Below are 23,312 nucleotides of genomic sequence, written 5' to 3'. Positions count from 1 at the left end.
TTATCCCCCGTTTACCTCGGCCCGGCTGCCCCATGGCATCGGGACCGCGCGGTTGACAGGGTGGGCGCATGACCGCGAGCGAACACACCCCCGACGACGGCTCCCTCCCTCCCGTACGCGCTGCCTTCGATGCCGTGACGTGGAAGGAAATCGCCTACTTGCTGAGCAATTTCCCCGCCGCCCTCATCGGGTTCGTCTACACGGTCGTCATGGTCTCGACCGCGGGTGGTCTGTCCGTGACCGCGGTCGGACTTCCGCTGCTCGCGTCCGGTCTCTACCTGTCTCGCCAGTTGGGACGGCTGGAACGGTGGCGGGCGCGCGACCTCTTGGGCGTACGGGTGGACGAGCCGACGCCGATGCCCGGACCGCGGCGGTCCGGCGGTTTCTTCCCCTGGCTGTGGGCGACTCTGAAGGACCCGGTGGCCTGGCGGACCGTGCTGTTCGAGCTGGTGCGGCTGCCGTGGGCGGTGCTGACCTTCTCCGTGACGCTGACCGGGCTGTTCGTCCTGTGGCCGGTACTGCCGTGGGTGGTGCGCGGGCTCGCGAACGTGGACCGGGCGATGGTACGGGGCCTGCTGTCGCCGTCGGACGAGCTGGAGCGGCGCATCGCGGAGCTGGAATCCGACCGGGGCGTCGTGGTCGACACGGCGGCGGCCGACCTGCGGCGCATCGAACGGGACCTGCACGACGGGGCGCAGGCGCGGCTGGTGGCACTGGCGATGGGGCTGGGCCTGGCGAAGGAGAAGCTGCTGGAGGACCCCGAGGGGGCGGCGGCGATGGTGGACGAGGCGCACGGCGAGGTGAAGATCGCCCTGCAGGAACTCCGGGACCTGGCACGGGGGATCCACCCGGCGGTACTGACGGACCGGGGGCTGGACGCCGCGCTGTCGTCGGTGGCCTCGCGGTGCCTGGTGCCGGTGAAGGTGGCGGTGGACCTGCCGGCGCGGCCGGCGGAGGCGATCGAGGGGATCGCGTACTTCGTGGTCTCGGAGCTGCTGCAGAACGTGAGCAAGCACGCCGGGCCGCAGGCGCGGGGGGCGGAGGTCGAGGTGTGGCGGGCGGACGGTGCGGCCGGGGGCCGGTTGATGATCCGGGTGTCGGACGACGGGCGCGGGGGCGCGGATGCCCTGGCCGGGTCGGGGCTGGCGGGTCTGGGCGAGCGGCTCGACGCGGTGGACGGGGTCCTGGTGGTGGAGTCCCCGGTGGGCGCGGGCACGGTGGTGACTGCGGAGCTCCCCTGGCGCGAACGCACGGCCTGACCGATCCCCCACCGGGAGGCGTCCCCGGTCGCGGGGGCCGGGCTGACTGCGGGCCCCGCCGCGCGTGAGTGCGGCGCCGTTCCCGGGGACCAGCCCCCGGACCCCCCGCGCCTCAAACGCCGGCGGGGCTGGACTTTCCAGCGCCGCCGGCTTTCACGTGCGGGCCGACGCCGGCCGAATCCAGCCCCGCCGGCGTTTGAGGCGCGGGTCTGGGCAGAGCCCAGGGAACGGGCGAAGGGCGGGTAGGGGACCTCCGCCCCGCGCAGCGGGCACACCGCAGCCGCCGCGCCGGGACACAGCCGGCGATCGGCCCCCAAGGCGGAGCCCGCCTGGTGGCGCGGCCGACAGCACGGCCGTAACCGAGACCCACCGCCCGGGTGACGGCCCGACCAGCAGCCGGGCCGCGGCCCGGGGTTGGCCCCCAGGCCGACCGCGGGGCCGCGCCCCGAGAGCAGGGCCGCGCCGGACGGGACCCCAGCCCCGGAGCCGGGCCGAGCCGCAACCCCCTACGGGACCGCCGGCGCCGTGGTGGGGTTAACCCCCGGGGGGAGACGCCTACCCGCCCGATGGTCGTGCGGGGGTGCGGGGCGGGAGGGTTGGGGGACACCGCAGACGAAGGGCAGGCAGGCGACATGGGCAGCAGCGCACACAGCGGCAGCGGTTTCGGCAGGGTGCTGCGGGCTCCCCTGGAGGGCCGGACCTGGCGGGAGTTCGGGTACCTGATGCTCGGGCTGCCGCTCAGCACGCTGTACTTCTCCCTCGCCATCGCCGGCGTCAGCGTCGGCGCCGGTCTGCTCGTCACCTTCCTCGGAGTCCCGGTCCTCGCGGGACTCCTCGCCATGTGCCGCGGGTTCGGCCGCGTGGAGCGGGCCCGGGTGCGCGGGATGCTGGGCCACGACATCGGCGAGCCGGAGCCGGTCCGGGCGAGGAAGGCGGGGGCGATCGCCGCCATGGGGGCCCTGCTCAAGAGCGGGAGCGCCTGGCGGCACGTGCTGTACTCCGTGATCCACTTCCCGTGGGCGGTGTTCAGCTTCACCGTGGCCCTGGTGTTCTGGGCCTACGGGTGGGCCATGCTGCTGTACCCCCTCTGGTTCTGGGTCTTCCCGGCGTACACCGACCAGCCCGGTCTGCAGCTCTTCCAGAACGACGACTACACCTTCTACCTGGACTCACCCCTGGCGATCGCGCTGACCTGCACGGCCGGGCTCGCGTTCACCCTCGCCACCCCCTGGGTCGTCCGCGCCCTGACCACCGTGGACCGGGTGCTCGTCGCCGGGCTGCTCGGCCCGTCCCGGCTCGCGCACCGGGTCAGCGAGCTGGAGTCGGACCGGGGGGTCATGGTCGACACCGCGGCCGCCGATCTGCGGCGCATCGAGCGGGACCTGCACGACGGTGCCCAGGCCCGGCTGGTGGCGCTGGCCATGGACCTGGGCCTGGCGAAGGAGAAGCTGGCCGAGGACCCGCGGGCCGCGGCCCGCATGGTGGACGAGGCACACGGCGAGGTGAAGATCGCCCTACAGGAGCTGCGCGACCTGGCCCGCGGGATCCACCCGGCCGTCCTGACCGACCGGGGGCTGGACGCGGCCCTGTCCTCGGTGGCCTCGCGGTGCGCCGTGCCGGTACGGGTGGCCGTGGAGCTGCCCTCGCGCCCGGCGGCGGCGATCGAGGGGATCGCGTACTTCACCGTCTCGGAGCTGCTCCAGAACATCAGCAAGCACGCGCGGGCCCGTACGGCCGGTGTCGACGTGTGGAAGTCCGGCGACCGGCTGCTGATCCAGGTCGCCGACGACGGGCTGGGCGGGGCCGCCGCCGTGGCCGGATCGGGGCTGGCGGGACTCGCCGAGCGGCTCGACGCGGTGGACGGGGTCCTGGTCGTGGACTCCCCCGCCGGCGGCGGCACCACCGTGACCGCCGAGCTCCCCTGGCGCCCCGCCGCCTGAGGGCCGGCCGCCCGGAGGGCAGCCGAAGGGGCGGAGGACAGCCGCAACGCGCGCGGCCGCGCGTGACCGCAAGCAACCGTGAGTGACCCTCCGACACCTCCCGGTGAGATCCACCCCGCTCCCCCTCCCGCCCCACCCCCGCCGTTCGCCCCGCCCCACCGGGGCGAACGGCCCGACTTTCCGGGACCGCGGGCGGAGGGGGCCCTTCCACCTCCGGAAACACGGTTTCCGCCCCCACACGTTGATCCCACTCCGCCTCGATCCGACCTCAGGGCTGGGATGCTTGGCTCAGTCAGGGAAAACGGGGCACGTGTGGACGCGGGGAGCAGCGAAGTCGTGGAGGACAGGGTGCGAGTGGTCATCGCCGAGGATTCAGTGCTGCTGCGTGAGGGCCTGACCCGGTTGCTGACCGACCGGGGGCATGACGTCGTCGCAGGCGTCGGGGACGCGGAAGCCCTGATCAAGACGGTGGCGGACCTGGCGGGGCAGAACGCGCTGCCGGACGTGGTGGTGGCCGATGTACGGATGCCGCCGACGCACACCGACGAAGGCGTACGGGCCGCTGTGCGGCTGCGGCGCGACCACCCCGGCATAGGCGTGCTGGTGCTGTCGCAGTACGTGGAGGAGCAGTACGCCACCGAACTGCTGGCCGGTTCCAGTACCGGTGTGGGGTACCTGCTCAAGGACCGGGTGGCCGACGTACGGGAATTCCTGGACGCCGTCGTCCGCGTGGCCCGGGGCGGTACCGCCCTGGACCCGGAGGTCGTGGCGCAGCTGCTCGGCCGCAGCCGCAAGCAGGACGTACTGGCGGGGCTGACCCCGCGCGAGCGCGAGGTGCTCGGGCTGATGGCCGAGGGGCGGACCAATTCCGCCGTGGCCAAACAGCTCGTGGTGAGTGACGGCGCGGTGGAGAAGCACGTCAGCAACATCTTCATGAAGCTGGGCCTGTCACCGAGTGACGGGGATCACCGGCGCGTGCTGGCCGTCCTCACCTACCTAAGATCTTGATCAACTGACACCCTGTCAGGTAAGGCCGGATTCGGACAGACCGCCGAAGGGGCGGTCCAGAACCTGAGCACCCCGGGAGTGAATCCCTACGGACGTAGGGTTGACCTCGGGCAGTGCTCTCGCCTCGAAGGAGGTCCAGTTCAGTGACCAGCCAGGTCAGTAGCCCAGCCGAACAGTCCGACGGGGCCGAAGGCGCGGTCGTCGGCGAGCAGCGGACGTCCCCGGGCCCGAACGGAGACACCCAGGGCCACGGCGGTGGCGCCGACGGCAGCGGCGGCCACGGTGGCAAGGAAGTACGCCGACTCGATCGGGTGATCATCCGCTTCGCGGGTGACTCCGGTGACGGCATGCAGCTCACCGGGGACCGTTTCACCTCGGAGACCGCGTCCTTCGGGAACGACCTCTCGACGCTGCCGAACTTCCCCGCCGAGATCCGGGCGCCCGCCGGCACCCTCCCCGGTGTGTCGAGCTTCCAGCTGCACTTCGCCGATCACGACATCCTGACGCCGGGCGACGCCCCGAACGTGCTGGTGGCGATGAACCCGGCGGCGCTGAAGGCCAACATCGGGGACGTACCGCGCGGCGCGGAGATCATCGTCAACACCGACGAGTTCACCAAGCGCCCGATGGCGAAGGTCGGCTACGAGACCTCCCCGCTGGAAGACGGCTCCCTGGACGCCTTCAACGTCCACCCGGTGCCGCTGACCACCCTCACGGTCGAGGCACTGAAGGGCTTCGGGCTCTCCCGCAAGGAGGCCGAGCGCAGCAAGAACATGTTCGCGCTGGGGCTGCTGTCCTGGATGTACCACCGGCCCACCGAGGGCACCGAGACCTTCCTGCGGCAGAAGTTCGCGAAGAAGCCCGACATCGCCGAGGCGAACGTCACCGCCTTCCGGGCCGGCTGGAACTTCGGCGAGACCACCGAGGACTTCGCCGTCTCCTACGAGGTGGCCCCGGCCACCCGCGCCTTCCCGGCCGGCACCTACCGCAACATCTCCGGGAACCTCGCCCTGTCCTACGGGCTGATCGCGGCGGGGCAGCAGGCCGATCTGCCGCTCTACCTGGGTTCGTACCCGATCACCCCGGCCTCGGACATCCTGCACGAGCTGAGCAAGCACAAGAACTTCGGCGTACGCACCTTCCAGGCCGAGGACGAGATCGCCGGGATCGGCGCGGCCCTGGGCGCGGCGTTCGGCGGCGCGCTCGCCGTGACCACCACCTCCGGCCCGGGCGTCGCGCTCAAGTCCGAGACGATCGGCCTCGCGGTCTCCCTGGAGCTGCCGCTGCTGATCGTGGACATCCAGCGCGGCGGCCCCTCCACGGGTCTGCCGACCAAGACGGAGCAGGCCGATCTGCTCCAGGCGATGTACGGGCGCAACGGCGAGGCCCCGGTCCCGATCGTGGCCCCGCGGACCCCGGCGGACTGCTTCGACGCGGCGCTGGAAGCCGCCCGGATCGCGCTGACGTACCGGACGCCGGTGTTCCTGCTCTCCGACGGGTACCTCGCCAACGGCTCCGAGCCGTGGCGCATCCCGGACGTGGCGGACCTGCCGGACCTGAAGGTGCAGTTCGCCTCCGGCCCGAACCACGAGCTCGCGGACGGCACCGAGGTCTTCTGGCCGTACAAGCGCGATCCGCAGACCCTGGCCCGCCCGTGGGCGGTCCCGGGCACGCCGGGTCTGGAGCACCGCATCGGCGGCATCGAGAAGCAGGACGGCACGGGCAACATCTCCTACGACCCGGCCAACCACGAGTTCATGGTCCGCACCCGCCAGGCCAAGATCGACGGCATCCGGGTCCCGGACCTGGAGGTCGACGACCCGGACGGCGCGCGGACCCTGGTCATCGGCTGGGGCTCGACGTACGGGCCGATCACGGCCGCGGTGCGCCGGCTGCGGCTCGCCGCCGTCCCCGTCGCACAGGCCCATCTGCGCCACCTCAACCCCTTCCCGGGGAATCTGGGCGAGGTCCTGAAGCGTTACGACAAGGTAGTGGTGCCGGAGATGAACCTCGGGCAGCTCGCGACCCTCCTGAGGGCCAAGTACCTGGTCGACGCACAGTCGTACAACCAGGTCAACGGCATGCCGTTCAAGGCCGAGCAGCTCGCCACCCATCTCAAGGAGGCCATCAATGACTGAGGTGACGGACACCCCGACCCTGCTCTCGCTGGTGCCGAAGGCCGCCGCCAAGCAGTCGATGAAGGACTTCAAGTCGGACCAGGAGGTCCGCTGGTGCCCGGGATGCGGGGACTACGCGGTGCTCGCCGCCGTGCAGGGGTTCATGCCCGAGCTGGGACTGGCGAAGGAGAACATCGTCTTCGTCTCCGGCATCGGCTGTTCCTCGCGCTTCCCGTACTACATGGACACCTACGGGATGCACTCGATCCACGGGCGCGCCCCGGCCATCGCCACGGGTCTGGCGACCTCCCGCCGCGACCTGTCGGTCTGGGTGGTCACCGGTGACGGCGACGCCCTCTCCATCGGCGGGAACCACCTGATCCATGCGCTGCGGCGCAACGTCAACCTCAAGATCCTGCTGTTCAACAACCGGATCTACGGGCTGACCAAGGGGCAGTACTCCCCCACCTCCGAGATCGGCAAGATCACCAAGTCGACCCCGATGGGCTCGCTCGACGCGCCCTTCAACCCGGTGTCGCTCGCGATCGGCGCGGAGGCCACCTTCGTGGCCCGGACGGTCGACTCCGACCGCAAGCACCTCACCGAGGTGCTGCGCGCGGCGGCCGCCCACGAGGGCACGGCGCTGGTGGAGATCTACCAGAACTGCAACATCTTCAACGACGGCGCCTTCGAGGTCCTCAAGGACCACGAACAGGCCCAGGAGGCCGTCATCCGCCTCGAGCAGGGGCAGCCGATCCGCTTCGGTGTCGACAACGCCAAGGGGGTCGTGCGCAACGCGGCCACCGGCGACCTGGAGGTCGTGACGGTGACGGCGGCGAACGAGTCCCGCGTCCTGGTCCACGACGCGGCCTCGGCGTCCCCGACCAACGCGTTCGCCCTGTCCCGGCTGGCCGACCCCGACACGCTGCACCACACGCCCATCGGGGTGTTCCGCGACGTGGCGCGGCCCGTCTACGACACGCTCATGGCCGAGCAGCTGGAGACGGCCGTGGACCGCGGCGGCAAGGGCGACCTGGGCGCGCTGCTGAGCGGCAAGGACACCTGGACCGTCGTCGGCTGAACCGTCGCCGTTCGCTCCTCTTCGAAGCCCGGACCTGATCCCAGGTCCGGGCTTCGTCGTCTCCCGGCGTCGGGCGTCCACCGCCCGGCGGTCACCGTCGAGTGTCATGAGCATCTCCTCGAACGCTAATGACTTCCGGCTCGTGCGGCGCTACCGTCGTCAGGTTGGCTTGAAGTAGCTCTGGAGGTCCCGTGAAGGCAGAGAACGACCAGCGCACGGGTTTGCTCTACGGATTCGGCGCGTACGGAATGTGGGGGATCGTGCCCCTCTTCTGGCCGCTCCTCCAGCCCGCCGGAGCCATCGAGATCCTCGCCCACCGCATGGTGTGGTCCCTGGCCGTGGTCGGCCTGGCGCTGCTCGCCCTACGGCGCTGGGGATGGATGGCGGAGCTGCTGCGCCAGCCGCGCAAGCTGGCGCTCCTCGTGGTGGCCGCCGTCCTGGTCACTGTGAACTGGGGCGTGTACATCTGGTCCGTCAACAACGGCGCGGTCGTCGAGGCGAGCCTCGGCTACTTCATCAACCCCCTGGTCACCATCGCGCTCGGCGTCCTGGTCCTCGGCGAGCGGCTGCGCCGCACGCAGTGGGCGGCCGTCGCGATCGCCGTCTCCGCCGTACTGGTCCTCGCCGTCGGGTACGGGCGGCCGCCGTGGATCTCGCTGATCCTTGCCTTCTCCTTCGCCCTGTACGGGCTGATCAAGAAGAAGCTCGGCATGGGCGGCCTGGAGTCGCTGACCGCCGAGACCGTGATCATGTTCCTGCCCGCCCTGGGCTACCTGCTGTGGCTCGGCGCGCGGGGCCAGTCCACCTTCACCGCCCAGGGCCCGGGGCACGCCGCCCTGCTCGCCTCGGCCGGGCTGGTCACCGCGATACCGCTGATCTGCTTCGGCGCGGCAGCGATCCGGGTCCCGCTGTCCACCCTCGGGCTGCTCCAGTACATGGCCCCGGTCTTCCAGTTCGGGCTGGGCGTCCTGTACTTCCACGAGGCCATGCCGCCCGCGCGCTGGGCCGGCTTCTCCCTGGTCTGGGCCGCCCTGTCGATCCTCACCTGGGACGCCCTGCGCACCGCCCACCGCGCCCGCGCCACCCGCCTGGAGCTCGCCCTGGCCCCCCTGCCGGCCCCTCAGCCGACCCCGGCGCGCGAGACCGCGTAACGCCCCGTACGGAGCTCCGATGGGCGCGTCCCCGGACGCGCCCATCGGCATGTCCGGCGCCCCCTCCGCTCGGTCGCCCACCGGTTGCGTGACGGACGGGGCCACCCGTGTCCGGCTTCCGAACGGGTCTGACCGGATTGTGGTCTTGACGGATAGTCACACTCTCGCTGAACATCGGGCTCGCACTGACGCACGTAGCTCACCTGTACTTCCCGCACGTTTCCGCACACATCCCCAGTACGGAATCCCGGAGCCCCCACATGAGCCTGTCCGTCTCCCGGCGCCTGGCCGCCGTGACCGCCCTCGCGGTCACCGGTCTGTTCGCCGCCACCGCTCCCGCCGCGCTCGCCGCGCCCAGCGGGCCCTCCGCGCCCTCTACGCTCGCCGCTGCGCCCACTCCGCCCGACATCCCCGTCGCCAACGTCAAGGCACACCTGACGCAGCTGCAGTCCATAGCCACCGCCAATGGCGGCAACCGCGCACACGGCAAGGCCGGCTACAAGGCCTCGATCGACTACGTCAAGGCCAAGCTGGACGCCGCCGGCTTCACCACCACCCTGCAGACCTTCAGCTCCAGCGGTGCGACCGGCTACAACCTGATCGCCGACTGGCCGGGCGGCGACCCGAACTCGGTCCTGATGTCCGGCTCGCACCTGGACTCGGTCAACGCGGGCCCCGGCATCAACGACAACGGGTCCGGTTCGGCCGCCATCCTGGAGACCGCGCTGGCCGTCTCCCGCGCGCAGCTCCAACCGACGAAGCACCTGCGCTTCGGCTGGTGGGGCGCGGAAGAGCTCGGCATGATCGGCTCGAAGTACTACGTGAACAACCTGCCGGCCGCCGAGAAGTCGAAGATCTCCGGCTACCTGAACTTCGACATGATCGGCTCGCCGAACCCGGGCTACTTCGTCTACGACGACGACCCCACCATCGAGCAGACCTTCAAGAACTTCTACGCGGGCGTCGGCATCCCGACCGAGATCGAGACCGAGGGCGACGGCCGCTCCGACCACGCGCCGTTCAAGAGCGCGGGCATCCCGGTCGGCGGCCTGTTCTCGGGCGCCGACTACACCAAGACGGCGGCCCAGGCCCAGAAGTGGGGCGGCACCTCCGGTCAGGCCTTCGACCGCTGCTACCACGCCTCCTGCGACACCACGGCGAACATCAACGACACCGCCCTGGACCGCAACTCCGACGCCATCGCCTACGCGATCTGGAACCTCGGGGCGGCCACTCCGGTCCCGCCGGGCCAGTCCTTCGAGAACACGGCGGACGTGAACATCCCGGACTCCCCCGCCGCCGCGGTGACCTCGCCGATCACGGTCTCGGGCGTCACGGGCAACGCCCCGGCCACCACCAAGGTCGACGTGAACATCGTCCACACCTACCGCGGTGACCTGGTGGTCGACCTGGTGGCTCCCGACGGCACCGTCTACAACCTGCACAACCGCACCGGCGGCAGTGCCGACAACCTCGTCCAGTCCTACACCGTCAATGCCTCCGCCGAGGTGGCCAACGGGGTGTGGAAGCTCCAGGTCAAGGACGCGGCCGCACAGGACGTCGGCTACATCAACAGCTGGAAGATCACCTTCTGAAACAGGAGATTGGTCTAGTCCTCTGAGCTCCGGTGTGATCTGATCCGATCATGCCGGAGCTCATTGCCGCCCTGTTCAGCCTGGTCGCCCAGGCCGCCGCCGCCATCAACCCCGCGCAGCTGGTGCGCGGGCGCCGGCGGCTGAGGCGTCTGTCGGACCACGCCCAGGGCCGCCCCGTGCAGGTCCCCTGCGACCTGCGGGACACCGGCCTCACCGCCGGCCGGTGGGCCGAGGGCCGCCTGGAGCTCCCGCCCGGCGGGCCGGGCGGCCCGGTCCGCTGGTGCGCGAAAGGCCGTACGACGACGGCGCGGGCGGCGGACCTCCCGCCCCTGGAGGCCGTCTCCGCCGACGGGATCAGCGTCGCGTTCCGCTCCGCGGACGGCGCCACCGAGCTGCGGCTCCACCCGGACGAGGCGCCGATGGTCCTACGTGTCCTGCGCGAGGCCCGGTAGCGAGGCCGACAGCGGCTCCTGGATCCGGGCCCGCAACTCCTCGGCGACGGCCGCGACATCGGCCTGCCCCAGCTTCGCGGCCTCCACCAGATCGCCGAGTTCCTCCGGCGAGGGCAGCTGCTTGGCCCCGGCGACCCGCAGGTACGAGCGGGTCGCGGCGGCGGCGTAGAACTCGTTCATCGGGGACTCCAGCGCCGGGCACACCGCGAGCGTGTGCAGAAACGCGGCGGCCCGCCACGCGGTGTCCGGGGCGGGCTGTTCGGGAACGAGGACGAGGTCGTTCTGGTGCCGGGCCACGGCGGCGGCCACTCCGGAGGGATCCCACACGGCGGGATCGGACGGGAGATGGTGGGCCAGAGCGGTCCAGGCCCACTCCATGGTGATCTTCAATGCCCGAACCGCTCCTGGAAGTAGCCCCAGTGGTCGGCGAACTCCTCTATCCCGGACAGGAAATTCTTCCGGTCCTCGTCGAGCTCGCGTTCCGTGACTTCGGTGATCAGCGCGGTGACCGTCGTACCCAGGGCCGCCGCTCGCGCCTTCAGGCGTTCGTGGAACTCTTCTTCCAGGCGGATGGTGACGTGTCTCGACATGCTTTTCACGGTACAGCGGAGTCGCTGTACGCAGGGCCTTAACGGCACAAGGGTGGGCAGGGACACAGTCCCTGCCCACCCTCGGGTCACTACTCGCTCATGGCTACTTGTTGGCGTCGGCCGCCTTCACCAGCGCGTCCTTGGTGACCGCGCCGACGTAGACCTTGCCGTCGTCCGTGATCAGCGCGTTGATCACGCGGGTCTTGAGCACGCGGCCCTCGCCGAACTTCCCGCTCACCTTCTCGCCGAGCGAGTCGAGGAACTGCGCGGCGCCCTTGGGCGCGTTCTTGTCCTTCGCCGCGTCGTCGAGGCCCTTCAGGGCGCCGGTGGAGCCGGTCTCGATCCGTGCGATCGAGCCCCAGCCCTCGCCGAGCACCTTCATGTCGCCCTTGCCCGCGCCGGGGCCACCGGTCAGGCCGCCCAAGCCCGGGACGGACTCCAGCGCGCCCAGGCCCCGGTCCTTGACCTTGCCGTCGACCAGGCCCTTGCCGTGCTCGCCGGCCGTGCCCTCGTTCACCGTGGCGCCCTTGGGCGGGGTGAAGGAGAAGGTGTCGGCGGCGGGCTTGGCGAAGTCCGCCTTGGTGAAGCCGGCGTCCACGATCGGCTTGCCGCCGTCGGTGGAGAGCACCTGCACCCGCAGCGGCACGCCGTTCTTCGCGTCCACCGCGATCTTCACCGAGGCGACCGTCGAACCGGCCGCCTTCGGCTTGAGGACCAGCTGGTAGGCGTCGCGGCCGGCCACCTGGGCCGTGTCGCCGACGCTGACGTCGGTGGTCGGACCGGCGGCCTTCAGGAGCTCCTGGGCGATCTCCTGCGGGGAGGCCGCGAGCCGGTCCCCCGTCTTGCGCTCGGAGCTCTTGCCACCCTTGCCCGCGTCCGCCGGGGCCTTCTCGTGGAAGACCGAGTTCGACTTGGAGTCGTAGCCCCAGACCTCTTCGCCGTTGTGGACGAGGCTGTACTCGTCCTTGCCGTCGGTGAAGGTGAGCTTCTGGTGGTCCGGGCCGTCGGCGGCCACCCGGAAGGTGTGTGTGCCGCTCGCCAGCTGCGCGACCTTGTCCTGCGGGTCGGCGGAGCCGCCCGTCACCCCGGCGCCACCGCCGAGCAGGCCGGCCGGCAGGGTCGGCAGACCCAGGTCCGTGGTGAGCTTGGCGCTGCCGGACAGTTGCTGCACGTCCGAGGCGGCGATCTTCTCGATGAGCTGCTGGGCCGTCATCTTCGGCAGGTCCGGACCGCCTCCGTTCGCGAAGGCCGGCACCATCGCGATGGTGCCGGCGACCACGCCGACCACCGCGACCGGTACGGCGTAGCGAGCGGCCTTGCGGATCTTTGCGTTCGTTGCCATGTCTGTCTGCCCTACCTCTGTGTGTACGGCGGCGACCTACCCGTCTTGCGTGTACACGTCCACCCCGCGCCGCCACTCTCACCCGATCTGGTGGGGATGTGTCTCCATCTGACCAAAGTGGTGGGCTGAGGGCGTCAGCCCCCGGAGCCAACTGCGCGTACGCCCCGAGGATGACATGACGGGGGCCCGGCATCCCCTACCCGTAGGGGATGCCGGGCCCTCGCCTCTGTCTTCGGTCGGACCCCCGCCGGGGTCCGCGGGGCGTCAGCCCGCGCGGTGGACCACCGCGTCGCACAGCTCCACCAGCGCCGACTTCGCGAAGCACTCCGGCAGCGGGACGAGCATGGCCCGCGCCTCCTCCGCGTACTGGATGGTGTCCCGGCGCGCCTGCTCCAGGGCGGGGTGGACCCGCAGCCGGGCCAGCGCCTCGGCGTGCCGGGCGTCGTCCGTCAGGTCGCTGTCCAGGAGCCGTACGAGGTCCAGGTCGTCCGGGTCGCCGCCCTGGGCCGCCATCTCGCGCAGCCGCAGTACGGGCAGCGTCGGGATGCCCTCGCGCAGGTCGGTGCCCGGGGTCTTGCCGGACTCGTGCGAGTCGGAGGCGATGTCGAGGACGTCGTCGGCGAGCTGGAAGGCGAGGCCGAGGCGCTCCCCGTACTGCGTGAGGACGTCGACGACCATCTCGTCGGCGCCGGACATCAGCGCGCCGAACCGGCAGGAGACGGCGACCAGCGAACTGGTCTTGCCGGCCATGACGTCCAGGTAGTGCTCGACGGGGTCGCGGCCGTCGCGCGGACCGGCCGTTTCCAGGATCTGACCCGTCACCAGCCGCTCGAACGCCTCGGCCTGGATCCGCACGGCCTCGGGCCCGAGGTCGGCCAGTATGTGCGAGGCGCGGGCGAACAGGAAGTCACCCGTCAGGACGGCCACGGAGTTGCCCCAGCGGGCGTTCGCGCTGTCCACGCCGCGGCGCACGTCCGCCTCGTCCATGACGTCGTCGTGGTAGAGCGTCGCCAGGTGGGTGAGCTCCACGACGACGGCGGAGGGGACGATCCCCGGCGCGTAGGGATCGCCGAATCGGGAGGCGAGCATGACCAGCAGCGGCCGGAACCGCTTGCCTCCGGCACGCACCAGATGCTGTGCGGCCTCGGTGATGAAGGGGACTTCGCTCTTGGTGGCTTCCAGCAGACCCGCCTCGACGGCGGCCAGTCCGGCCTGGACATCGGTCTCAAGAGCCTGGTCCCGCACGCTCAGTCCGAACGGCCCGACGACGGTCACGAGGGGTACTCCTGTCTGCTGACGATCACGTTGACGATCACATGGATTGTCGATGTGTCGCTGCCATCACTCAAGCCAGCGTATCCGGTCTGTTTTCGATCACCCAGGGCGCCTGTCCGGCCACCACCCGAGCAGCGCCCGATGCACCCCGGTATGTTCTAGAGAAGTCAAAACAACCGGAGAATGCGTTTTGTCCAGAACTGCGACCGATATAGACGAGCCTTCCGATCCGGAGGCGGACCAGCCGCCGCCCGGGGACGACCACGCCTTCCTCGGGCACCCCCGGGGCCTCGCCACGCTCTCCGGACTGGAGGTCTGGGAGCGCTTCTCGTTCCTGGGCATGCAGGCCATCCTCGTCCTCTACTTCGCGGACACGGTGGCCAACGGCGGCCTGGGGATGAACCCGGGCACCGCGGCCTCCGTCTCGGCGGCCTACGGGACCATGGTCTACCTCGTCTCCGTCGCCGGCGGGTGGCTCGCCGACCGGATCCTCGGTTCGTACCGCGCCGTTCTCTGGGGCGGCATCCTGATCGCCTGCGGCCACTACGCCATGGCCGTGCCGACCGCCGCCATGACCTGGGTGGGCCTCGGCCTGATCAGCGCGGGGACCGGCCTGCTCAAGCCGAACGTGGCCAGCATGGTCGGCAAGCTGTACCGGACGGACGACCAGCGGCGCGACGCCGGCTTCGCCCTCTACTACATGGGCATCAACATCGGCGCCTTCGCCGGCCCGCTGATCACCGCCTGGCTCGGCGAGCACAAGGGCTGGCACTGGGGCTTCTCCGCCGCCGCCGTCGGCATGACCGCGGGCCTGATCCAGTACGTCGCCGGACGCCGCCACCTGGCCGGGCGCAAGCACTCCGCCGAGTTCGCGCTGGCCCCCGACGCGATGCGCACCGCCGTGCTCAGGATCGCCGGCGGGATCGTGGTCGTCGCCGCGCTCGCCACTCTTCTGGCGGTACTGGGCTGGCTGACGATGGGCCGGTTCGTGGACCTGCTCACCCTGATCTCGGTGATCGCGCCGATCGTCTACTTCGCGGTCATGTTCCGCAGCTCCCGGGTGACCGACGAGGAGCGGGGGCGCCTGCGCCCGTACGTGGTGCTCTTCCTGGCCTCGGTGGCCTTCAACTTCATCCTCTTCCAGGCGTACTCGACGATGATGCTGCTCGCCTCGACGAACGCCCGCACCGAGATCCTCGGCTTCACCTTCCCGGCGGGCTGGTACGCCTCCGCGCTCGGCGCGTTCGAGGTGCTCCTGGCCCCGGTGGTCGCCGCGCTCTGGGTCCGGATGGGCCGCCGGCAGCCGCACGCCTCCAACAAGATCGCCATCGGTGTGATCCTGGGCGGCCTGTCCTTCCTCCTGATGGTCATCCCGACCTCGGGGCACAGCGGCGACACGTACAAGATGGCCACCTGGTGGATCATCGGCTCCTACCTGCTGCTCGGGCTCGGCGACATCCTGCTGGAGACCTCCGGCATGTCGGCCACCACGAAGCTCGCCCCGAAGGCCTTCGCCAGCCAGACCATGGCGCTGTGGTTCCTCTCCCTGGCGCTGGCCAACGGCATCCAGGCGCAGGTGGTCAAGTTGTACGGCCAGGTCTCCAACCCCGCCTACTTCGGCGTCAACGGCGCCATCGCCGTCGCGGTGGGACTGGCCGTGATCGCCTGCGCGCCGTGGCTTAAGCGCACGATGCACCCCGTTCACTGACCGTCCCCGAGGCGATTGGCGAGAGAGCTTCGATGATCATCCGCACCGATTTCCCCTACCGGACCACCCACGAGGACGTCCGGATCCCGATGCGGGACGGCGTAGAGCTGTACGCCCGCATCTGGCGGCCGGTGACGGACGAGCCCGTCCCGGCACTGCTGGAGTACCTCCCGTACCGGCTCACCGACTGGACCGCGCCGCGCGACTGGCAGCGCCACCCCTGGTACGCGGGGCACGGCTACGCCTCCGTACGGGTCGACGTGCGCGGCCACGGGTGCAGCGGTGGCGACCCGGGCGACGAGTACGACGCCCGGGAACTCGCCGACGGCGTCGCGGTGGTGGAGTGGCTGGCCGCCCAGCCCTGGTGCTCGGGGTCCGTGGGGATGTTCGGGATCTCCTGGGGCGGCTTCAACAGCCTCCAGATCGCGGCGCTGGCCCCGGAGCCGCTGAAGGCGGTGGTCACCGTCTGCTCCACGGACGACCGCTTCGACAACGACGTGCACTACATGGGCGGCTCGCTGCTCGCCGTGGACATGCACGCGTGGGCGGCGACCATGCTCGCCTTCGCCTCCCGCCCGCCGGACCCGCTCTACGCCGGCGAGGGCTGGCGCACCCAGTGGCTGAACCGCCTCGGCGCGGTCGAACCCCTCCTGCACACCTGGCTCTCCCACCAGACCCGCGACGCGTACTGGCGCCACGGCAGCGTCTGCGAGGACTACGGGGCGATCGGCGCGGCCGTCCTCGCCGTCGGCGGCTGGCACGACCCGTACCGCGACACCGTGCTGCGGCTGGCCTCCGCGCTCCCCGCCGACCGGGTACGGGGCCTGATCGGCCCGTGGTCGCACCAGTACCCCGACCGGGGGCTGCCACCGGGGCCCGCCATCGGCTTCCTCCAGGAAACCCTTCGCTGGTGGGACCACTGGCTCAAGGGCAAGGACACCGGCGTCATGGACGAGCCGCTGCTGCGCTCCTGGATCTCCGAGTCGCACCCGCCCGCGACCACGTACGGGACCCTGCCGGGCCGGTGGGTCGGCGACCCGTCCTGGCCCTCGCCGAACGTGGACCCGGTCTCGTACGCCTTCCAGGGCGCGCCGGTCGTCGTGGCCTCCCCGCAGCACACCGGAGTGGACGCGGGCCGTTTCTTCCCCTTCGGCAACGACGCCGACCTGCCCCCGGACCAGCGCGAGGAGGACGCGAAATCCGCCTGCTTCGAGTTCCCGGTGGGCGAGGGCTCCGGGCCGCTGGAGATCCTGGGCCGGCCGGTGGTCCGGCTGCGCCTGCGGATGGACGTCCCGTACGGGCAGGTCGTGGCGAGGCTGTGCGACGTGGCTCCGGACGGGGCCTCGACGCTGGTCACGCGGGGCGTGCTGAACCTGTCCGCCCGGCAGGGCCGGGACAAGGCGGCGCCGTGGCCCGTGGGCTCGTACGAGGACGTGAGCTTCGAGCTGAACGGCATCGGCCACTCCTTCCCGCCGGGCCACCGGATCCGCCTCGCCCTGTCCTCCGCCTACTGGCCGTGGATCTGGCCGCGGGCCGGGTCGGAGCGGGGCTGGACCCTGGACCCGGCGGGCAGCGCGGTGGAACTCCCGGTGCGCGACGCGTCGTCCGACGGGGAGCCGATCCTCTTCGAGGCCCCGGAGCAGTCCGAGCCGCTGGGGGTCTCCTACCCGGAGACCCTGGACGGGCCGAGGCCGGAGCGGCTGGTCGTACGGGACGTCGCGCGCGGGGTGTGGCGCCTGGAGGTCGACCCGCGGTACGGCGGGACGCGGGTGTATCCGGACGGGCTGGAGTTCAGCGAGGACGCGCGGGAGGTGTACGAGATCCAGGAGGCGGACGCGCTGTCGGCCCGTACCCACTCGGAGTGGACCGTGCGGCTGCACCGGCCGGAGCTGGGCTGGGACGTCTCGGTGGTCACCCGGTCCGAGATCTCGTGCGACGAGGGCGGCTTCCTGACCTCGAACGAGGTGGTCTGCCGGGAGGGCGACGAGGTCCTCTTCCACCGCACGTGGGAACGCCGGCTGCCGCGGGCAGCGGTCTGACGGCTCCTGCGGGGCCCCCGCGGCGGGCCGGCGGGCGCGGGCGGGCTAGGCGTAGAGCCGTTCCAGGACCACCGCGACGCCGTCCGACTCGTTCGAGAGGGTGACCTCGTCGGCGACGGCCAGGAGTTCCCGGTGGGCGCCCGCCATCGCGACGCCGTGCGCCGACCACGCGAACATCGGGACGTCGTTCGGCATGTCGCCGAAGGCGATCGTCGACGACGCGCCTACGTCCAGGAGCTCCGCCGCCACCGCCAGGCCGCTCGCCTTGTCGATGCCCGGCGGCTGGAGCTCGACGGTGTGCTCCCCGGCCATCGTGACGTTGACCAGGTCACCGGCGACCGACCGGGCCACCGCCGTCAGTTCGTCGTCCGAGAGGCGGGGGTGCTGGAGCAGCACCTTGTTGATGGGGGAGGACCAGAGGTCGGACCGCCGGGCCACCGCCACCGTCGGCAGGTGCGGGTGCCACATCCGGTAGCCCGGCCCTATCAGCATCTCCGCGTCGAGGCCCTCCTGGTTGACCGCCGCGTAGACCTCCCCCACCTCCGCCTCGATCTTCCCGAGGGCGACCTCGGCCAGCTCCCGGTCCATGGCCACGGAGTGCAGCAGCAGTCCGGCCGCCGCGTCGTAGACCTGCGCGCCCTGCCCGCACACCGCGAGCCCCGTGTAGCCGAGGCCGTCCAGGACGTGGCGGACCTGCGGGACGGGGCGCCCTGTCACGATGATGTGCCGGGCGCCGGCCGCGCGGGCGGCCCGGAGCGCCGCGGAGGAGCGGGCCGAGACGATGTCTCCGGCGCGCAGCAGAGTCCCGTCCAGGTCGGTGGCCACGAGTGCATAGGGGAGGGCGGAAGTCACGCGTTCAAGGATACGGACCCCCTCGGACAAGTCCTACAAATAGTGCCCGAATCCGGCCTCCCGCACGCCCCACCAGCCCCGTAACGTGTCAACCAGCTCCCGGGACACCCCCGGGCCGCGTCGAAAGCGAGGCAGCACCCCATGCCCCAGCAGAGCCCCCTCGATGTCCCCGAGGGCGACCCGTTCGGGCCGCACAACCTCCCCTACGGCGTGTTCTCCACCGCCGCGGAGGCCCGGCGCCGGATCGGCGTCCGCATCGGCGGTTACGTGCTCGACGCCGGGGCGGCCGCGGCCGCGCTCGGGTCCCCGTACGCCGGACTGCTCGGGCAGACCTCGCTGAACCCCCTGCTCGCCGCCGGACGGACCGCCTGGCACGACGTGCGCCGCGCGCTGACCGCCTGGGTCACCGACCCCGGCCACCGGCCCGCCGTGGAGCCCCACCTGCTGCCGCTGGAGCAGGCCCGGCTGCACCTCCCCTACGAGGTCGCCGACTACGTCGACTTCTACGCGAGCGAGCACCACGCCACCAACGTCGGCCGGATCTTCCGGCCGGACGGGGACGCGCTGACCCCCAACTGGAAGCACCTGCCGATCGGTTACCACGGCCGGTCGGGCACGATCGTCGTCTCCGGTACCGATGTCGTACGGCCTTCCGGCCAGCGCAAGGCGCCCTCCGACCCGGCGCCCGTCTTCGGGCCGTCGATCAAGCTCGACATCGAGGCCGAGGTCGGGTTCGTCGTGGGCACCCCCTCGGAGCTGGGCAGCCCGGTGGCGCTGGGCGAGTTCGAGGACCACGTCTTCGGCCTCTTCCTCCTCAACGACTGGTCCGCGCGCGACATCCAGGCCTGGGAGTACGTGCCGCTGGGCCCCTTCCTCGGCAAGTCCTTCGCCACCTCCGTCTCCGCCTGGGTCACCCCCTTGGAGGCCCTGGACGCGGCCCGGGTCACCCCGCCCACCCGCGACTTCCCGCTCCTGCCCTACCTCGACGACTCCGCCGCCGACCGCCCCGGCGGCTTCGACCTGCGCATCACGGTCTCCATCAACGGGCAGGAGGTGGCGCGGCCGCCGTTCGCCTCCATGTACTGGACCGCCGCCCAGCAGCTCGCGCACATGACCGTCAACGGCGCCTCGCTGCGCACCGGCGACGTCTACGGTTCGGGCACCGTCAGCGGTCCGGAGACCGGCCAGCGCGGGTCGCTGCTGGAGCTCACCTGGAACGGCCGTGACGCCATCGAACTCGCCGACGGCAAGCGCACGTTCCTGGAGGACGGGGACACCGTCACCCTCACCGCGTGGGCGCCGGGCGCCGACGGCGCCCGCGTGGGCCTCGGCGAGGTCACCGGCCGCATCGTGGGCACCCGCTAGTCCACGCCTCGGGACGACCCGGACCGGCGGGGTGGCGGATCTCCTCCCCACCCCGCCGTCTTCGCAGGTCACAGCGGTACGCCGACCCCCGCGAGTGGCGCAACACTGCGGCAACACCACCGCCGCGGCCCCCTCGGTATGTTCCGTGCCATGCCAGCCGAACGCACCCGCGAACACACCGTCCCGGTCGCCGCCGCGCGCCGGCGGCGGCTGCGCGCGGACCAGGCGCGACAGCTCGCCGACCTGCTGCGCCACCAGATCCTGGCGGGCGGCTACCCCAGCGGCGTCCTCCCCCTGGAGGACGCCCTCGCCACCGACTACGGCGCGGGCCGCAACACCGTCCGCCAGGCCCTCGACCTGCTGCGCGGCGAGCAGCTCGTCGAACGCCGGCCCGGCGTCGGCACCGTCATCGTCTGCGCCAAGTACCCGCACGGCCTCGACCGCCTCCAGGGCCTGGCCGAAACGCTCCACGAACACGGCCGGGTCACCAACGAGGTCCGCACCGTGGGTCCCGTCCGCGCCCCGGCCCCCGTCGCCTGCCGGCTGCGGCTCCCCGAGCACTCCGAGGTGCTCTACATCGAGCGGCTGCGCCGCCTGAACGGGCTGCCGCTCTCCCTGGACCTCACGTACGTCCCCCTGGACATCGGCGCGGACCTGATCGGCTGCGACCTGGAGAACACCGACGTCTTCCGGCTGTTGGAGTCCCTGACCGGGCAGCCGCTCGGCCACGCGGAGATCACCCTCGAGGCCGTCAACGCCGACGCGCACTCCGCCGCCGTCCTGCAGGCCCCGCGCGGGGCCGCCGTCCTGATGCTGGAGCGCCTCACCCACCTCGGCGACGGCCGCCCCGTGGACCTGGAGTTCATCCGCTTCCGCGGCGACCGGATCACGATGAGCGGCCTGCTGCACCGCACCGCGTAAGCCCTCGCGAATCCCCTCCTCCCCCCCTTCCTGGAGACAGCCATGCCCCTGGTCCCCCAGCGCGGCGACGTGCCCGTGACCATCGACGAGTCCCTGTGCATCGACGGCTGCACCCTCTGCGTCGACATGTGCCCGCTCGACTCGCTCGCGATCCGCGAGGACAACGGCAAGGCCTACATGCACGTGGACGAGTGCTGGTACTGCGGCCCGTGCGCCGCCCGCTGTCCCACCGGCGCGGTCACCGTCAACATGCCCTACCTGCTCCGGTGAAAGGCCCCCTCGACATGCGTACGAAAGCCCTCGCACCCGCCCTCGCACCCGCCCTCCTCCTGCTCGCACCGCTGGCCACCGCCTGCTCCAGCGCCTCGGGTGCGGAGGGCGCCGGGGCCAGGACGGTCACGGTGACCGTCGGCTACCAGTCCAAGACCATCAACACCGTCACCGCGGGCACCCTGCTGCGCTCCCTCGGCTACTTCGAGCAGGAGCTCGCGGCGCGCGGGAAGAAGGACGGGGTCACCTACAAGGTCGACTGGCAGGACTACGCCACCGGCGCGCCGATCACCGCCCAGATGACCGCCGGGAAGATCGACATCGGCTCGATGGGCGACTTCCCCCTGCTGATCAACGCCGCGCGCGGCAAGGAACTGAAGCAGCCCACCCACCTCGTCTCCATCACCGGCTACAACCTGCGCGGCGGCCTCAACACCGTGGTCACCGCGCCCGGTTCGAAGCTGGAGTCCCTCACCGACCTACGGGGCAAGAAGGTGTCGACCTCGGTCGGTTCCGCCGCCGACGGGACCCTCGTACGGGCCCTGCAGCGCGCCGGCATCGACCCCGCGAAGGGCATCGAGAAACTCAATCAGCAGCCCAGTGTGGGTGCTTCGGCACTCCAGGCGGGGAGCGCCGACGCCCTGTCGCAGTTCGTCGCCTGGCCGGGCCAGCTGGCCTTCGAGGGGCGGGCCAAGGCGCTGTACGACGGCGCCGAGCTGAATCTGCCCACCTTCCACGGGGTCACGGTGCGCGAGAAGTTCGCGGCCGACCACTCCGCCGTGCTCGAGGACTTCCTGCGGGCCCAGCTCAAGGCGACCGACTACCTGCGTACCGAGCCGGTGGAGGCGGCCGAGTCGGTGGCGAAGGAGACCGGCCTGCCGGCGGAGGTGGTCTACCTCTACAACGGGGCGACGGCATCGCGACCTTCGACCCGGCGATGCGACCCGAGCTGCTGGCGGCCCTGAAGGAGGACCTGCCGGTGCTCGAGGCGGCCAAGCTGGTCGGCGACGTGGACGTGGACGCCTTCGTGGACCCCGGGCCGCTCAAGCGCGCGGCGGCGGGCGGGAACTACCCCGCGGCCACCGCCGCCCGCCCCGAGCTGTGGCTGAGGACCGGCAACCGCACCCAGGGCTTCGACTCCCCGGCGGCCCTGCTGAAGGCCCTGAAGGCCGCGGGCGCGGACGCCCGGGCGGCGTACGTCCCGGACGCGGTGACGGGCACGCCCTGGTTCGCCGACAAGGCGGTCTGGGTGGCGGAAGGCTCCGAACTGCGCGCGTTCGTCACCCCTTCGGGCGCGAAGGAGTACGTCGGCCGCCACACGGGGTCCGGGGCGCGGATCGTGAGCTTCGACGAAGCCGGAGGCCTCGCGTCATGACGGCCCGCCGCCGGCTCCTGCGGGTGGCCTCGCTCGGCGTGGCCCTGCTCGCCTGGCAGCTGCTGACTTCGCTCGACGTCAACCTGTGGCTCCGCTTCGAGCAGTTCCCGACCGTGGGCCAGGTGGCCTCGACCCTCGCGGACCGGGCGACGACCGGACCCTACTGGCAGGACCTCGGCTTCAGCCTGCGGCGCATCGTGACGGGCTTCGCGCTGGCGGCCGTACTGGGGATCGCGGCGGGCACCGCCGTCGCCCGTTCCCGGCTCGCGGCGGACCTGCTGGGCCCGCTCGTCGAGGTCCTGCGCCCCGTCCCGGCCATCGCCCTGGTCCCGGTGGCCATCCTGCTCTTCCCCTCCAACGAGCAGGGGATCGTCTTCATCACCTGCGCGGCGGCGTTCTTCCCGGTGCTGGTGTCGACCCGGCACGCGGTGTCCGCGCTGTCCCCGGTCTGGGAGGAGGCCGTCCTGACGATGGGTGGCAGCCGCACCCGGATCCTGTTCTCGGTGGTGCTCCCGGGCGCGCTGCCCGGCATCTTCGGCGGGCTCTCGGTGGGGATCGGGGTGTCGTGGATCTGCGTGATCTCCGCCGAGATGATCTCCGGGGAGTACGGGGTCGGCTACCGCACCTGGCAGGACTACACGGTCGTGGACTACCCCGGGGTCTTCGTCGGCATGGCCACGATCGGCGCCCTGGGCTGGCTCACGTCCACCGCCGTGGAGCGGGCGGGCCACCGCCTGACGCGGTGGCTGCCGTCCCGGACCCGTAGCTCACGGACCCCGAGCTCGCGGACCCCGAGCTCGCGGACCCCGCGCCTCGATCGCCGGCGGCGGGGCTGGGCTTACGGCCCGTCCGACGTCTGAGGACCGGGTCCGGGCGGAGGCCGGGGAACCGGCGAAGGGTGGGCAGGGGACTTCGCCCCGCAGGGCCACCCACCCGCACGGCGCCCATCCCGCGACCGCCCCGCGACCGCCC

At 71.7% G+C, this 23,312-nt stretch carries 19 protein-coding genes and 1 pseudogene; 15 read left to right on the top strand and 5 right to left on the bottom strand.

Annotation, left to right across the window (positions count from 1 at the left end):
* Positions 1-68 precede the first annotated feature (68 nt).
* From OG389_RS22540 to OG389_RS22505, 8 genes are all read left to right on the top strand, one after another.
* Positions 69-1,259, top strand: a complete 1,191-nt coding sequence (locus OG389_RS22540; protein WP_328300276.1) for a sensor histidine kinase — start codon at positions 69-71, stop codon at positions 1,257-1,259.
* Positions 1,260-1,891: 632 nt separating this feature from the next.
* Positions 1,892-3,199 carry a sensor histidine kinase gene (locus tag OG389_RS22535; RefSeq protein ID WP_328300275.1) on the top strand — a complete coding sequence of 436 codons (1,308 nt, stop codon included), beginning with the start codon at positions 1,892-1,894 and terminating at the stop codon, positions 3,197-3,199.
* Positions 3,200-3,547: 348 nt separating this feature from the next.
* Positions 3,548-4,207: a response regulator transcription factor gene (locus tag OG389_RS22530; protein WP_328303991.1), complete on the top strand. Its 660-nt coding sequence runs from the start codon at positions 3,548-3,550 to the stop codon at positions 4,205-4,207.
* A 143-nt stretch (positions 4,208-4,350) separates the two neighbouring features.
* On the top strand, positions 4,351-6,345 hold the full coding sequence (locus OG389_RS22525) for a 2-oxoacid:acceptor oxidoreductase subunit alpha (RefSeq protein ID WP_328300274.1): 1,995 nt from the start codon (positions 4,351-4,353) through the stop codon (positions 6,343-6,345).
* Complete coding sequence (locus OG389_RS22520) at positions 6,338-7,405, top strand: 2-oxoacid:ferredoxin oxidoreductase subunit beta (protein WP_328300273.1); 1,068 nt, start codon at positions 6,338-6,340, stop codon at positions 7,403-7,405. Before OG389_RS22525 ends, OG389_RS22520 begins: the two co-directional genes overlap by 8 nt.
* Positions 7,406-7,596: 191 nt before the next feature.
* Positions 7,597-8,556 (top strand): EamA family transporter RarD, encoded by a 960-nt coding sequence (gene rarD / locus OG389_RS22515; protein WP_328300272.1) that lies wholly within the window; start codon positions 7,597-7,599, stop codon positions 8,554-8,556.
* A 260-nt stretch (positions 8,557-8,816) separates the two neighbouring features.
* Positions 8,817-10,151, top strand: a complete 1,335-nt coding sequence (locus tag OG389_RS22510) for a M28 family metallopeptidase (protein WP_328300271.1) — start codon at positions 8,817-8,819, stop codon at positions 10,149-10,151.
* 50 nt (positions 10,152-10,201) lie between these two features.
* The gene (locus tag OG389_RS22505; protein WP_328300270.1) at positions 10,202-10,603 is read left to right on the top strand and encodes a hypothetical protein; all 402 of its coding nucleotides are present in this window, start codon (positions 10,202-10,204) and stop codon (positions 10,601-10,603) included.
* Here the strand turns inward: OG389_RS22505 and OG389_RS22500 are convergent.
* The 4 genes from OG389_RS22500 to OG389_RS22485 form a co-directional block, all read right to left on the bottom strand.
* Positions 10,577-10,993 carry a hypothetical protein gene (locus tag OG389_RS22500; RefSeq protein ID WP_328300268.1) on the bottom strand — a complete coding sequence of 139 codons (417 nt, stop codon included), beginning with the start codon at positions 10,991-10,993 and terminating at the stop codon, positions 10,577-10,579. The genes OG389_RS22505 and OG389_RS22500 overlap by 27 nt on opposite strands.
* Positions 10,990-11,193 carry a ribbon-helix-helix domain-containing protein gene (locus tag OG389_RS22495; RefSeq protein ID WP_239516343.1) on the bottom strand — a complete coding sequence of 68 codons (204 nt, stop codon included), beginning with the start codon at positions 11,191-11,193 and terminating at the stop codon, positions 10,990-10,992. Before OG389_RS22495 ends, OG389_RS22500 begins: the two co-directional genes overlap by 4 nt.
* 103 nt (positions 11,194-11,296) lie before the next feature.
* Entirely contained in the window at positions 11,297-12,535 is a 1,239-nt protein-coding gene (locus OG389_RS22490) for a LolA family protein (RefSeq protein ID WP_328300267.1), read from the bottom strand.
* A gap of 264 nt (positions 12,536-12,799) precedes the next feature.
* Positions 12,800-13,810 (bottom strand): polyprenyl synthetase family protein, encoded by a 1,011-nt coding sequence (locus tag OG389_RS22485; protein WP_328300266.1) that lies wholly within the window; start codon positions 13,808-13,810, stop codon positions 12,800-12,802.
* A 190-nt stretch (positions 13,811-14,000) separates the two neighbouring features.
* Between OG389_RS22485 and OG389_RS22480 the strand changes: the two genes are divergently transcribed.
* Complete coding sequence (locus OG389_RS22480) at positions 14,001-15,518, top strand: peptide MFS transporter (protein ID WP_328300265.1); 1,518 nt, start codon at positions 14,001-14,003, stop codon at positions 15,516-15,518.
* Positions 15,519-15,550: 32 nt separating this feature from the next.
* Entirely contained in the window at positions 15,551-17,557 is a 2,007-nt protein-coding gene (locus tag OG389_RS22475; RefSeq protein WP_328300264.1) for a CocE/NonD family hydrolase, read from the top strand.
* 45 nt (positions 17,558-17,602) lie between these two features.
* Here the strand turns inward: OG389_RS22475 and OG389_RS22470 are convergent, their stop codons facing one another.
* Entirely contained in the window at positions 17,603-18,409 is an 807-nt protein-coding gene (locus OG389_RS22470) for an HAD family hydrolase (protein ID WP_328300263.1), read from the bottom strand.
* A 141-nt stretch (positions 18,410-18,550) separates the two neighbouring features.
* Between OG389_RS22470 and fahA the strand changes: the two genes are divergently transcribed.
* The 5 genes and pseudogenes from fahA to OG389_RS22445 all read left to right on the top strand — a co-directional run bounded on the left by fahA (position 18,551) and on the right by OG389_RS22445 (position 23,200).
* Entirely contained in the window at positions 18,551-19,774 is a 1,224-nt protein-coding gene (gene fahA / locus OG389_RS22465) for a fumarylacetoacetase (protein WP_328300262.1), read from the top strand.
* 150 nt (positions 19,775-19,924) lie between these two features.
* A complete protein-coding gene (locus OG389_RS22460) occupies positions 19,925-20,695 on the top strand; it encodes a GntR family transcriptional regulator (protein WP_328300261.1) in 771 nt (256 codons plus the stop codon).
* Positions 20,696-20,737: 42 nt separating this feature from the next.
* The gene (locus OG389_RS22455) at positions 20,738-20,965 is read left to right on the top strand and encodes a 4Fe-4S dicluster domain-containing protein (protein WP_030710222.1); all 228 of its coding nucleotides are present in this window, start codon (positions 20,738-20,740) and stop codon (positions 20,963-20,965) included.
* A 14-nt stretch (positions 20,966-20,979) separates the two neighbouring features.
* Positions 20,980-22,340, top strand: a pseudogene (locus tag OG389_RS22450) (ABC transporter substrate-binding protein).
* Positions 22,337-23,200: an ABC transporter permease gene (locus tag OG389_RS22445; RefSeq protein WP_328300260.1), complete on the top strand. Its 864-nt coding sequence runs from the start codon at positions 22,337-22,339 to the stop codon at positions 23,198-23,200. Before OG389_RS22450 ends, OG389_RS22445 begins: the two are co-directional and overlap by 4 nt.
* Positions 23,201-23,312: the final 112 nt, after the last annotated feature.

The organism is Streptomyces sp. NBC_00435 (assembly GCF_036014235.1).
Classification (GTDB): domain Bacteria; phylum Actinomycetota; class Actinomycetes; order Streptomycetales; family Streptomycetaceae; genus Streptomyces.
Note: the sequence above shows the minus strand (reverse complement) of the source record. Positions and strands in the feature narration are given on the sequence as shown.

Coding starts and splice junctions, on each gene's coding strand:
- OG389_RS22540 (WP_328300276.1), top strand. CDS start 69: ATGACCGCGAGCGAACACACCCCCGACGACGGCTCCCTCCCTCCCGTA.
- OG389_RS22535 (WP_328300275.1), top strand. CDS start 1,892: ATGGGCAGCAGCGCACACAGCGGCAGCGGTTTCGGCAGGGTGCTGCGG.
- OG389_RS22520 (WP_328300273.1), top strand. CDS start 6,338: ATGACTGAGGTGACGGACACCCCGACCCTGCTCTCGCTGGTGCCGAAG.
- OG389_RS22510 (WP_328300271.1), top strand. CDS start 8,817: ATGAGCCTGTCCGTCTCCCGGCGCCTGGCCGCCGTGACCGCCCTCGCG.
- OG389_RS22505 (WP_328300270.1), top strand. CDS start 10,202: ATGCCGGAGCTCATTGCCGCCCTGTTCAGCCTGGTCGCCCAGGCCGCC.
- OG389_RS22495 (WP_239516343.1), bottom strand. CDS start 11,193: ATGTCGAGACACGTCACCATCCGCCTGGAAGAAGAGTTCCACGAACGC.
- OG389_RS22490 (WP_328300267.1), bottom strand. CDS start 12,535: ATGGCAACGAACGCAAAGATCCGCAAGGCCGCTCGCTACGCCGTACCG.
- OG389_RS22475 (WP_328300264.1), top strand. CDS start 15,551: ATGATCATCCGCACCGATTTCCCCTACCGGACCACCCACGAGGACGTC.
- fahA (WP_328300262.1), top strand. CDS start 18,551: ATGCCCCAGCAGAGCCCCCTCGATGTCCCCGAGGGCGACCCGTTCGGG.
- OG389_RS22460 (WP_328300261.1), top strand. CDS start 19,925: ATGCCAGCCGAACGCACCCGCGAACACACCGTCCCGGTCGCCGCCGCG.
- OG389_RS22455 (WP_030710222.1), top strand. CDS start 20,738: ATGCCCCTGGTCCCCCAGCGCGGCGACGTGCCCGTGACCATCGACGAG.
- OG389_RS22445 (WP_328300260.1), top strand. CDS start 22,337: ATGACGGCCCGCCGCCGGCTCCTGCGGGTGGCCTCGCTCGGCGTGGCC.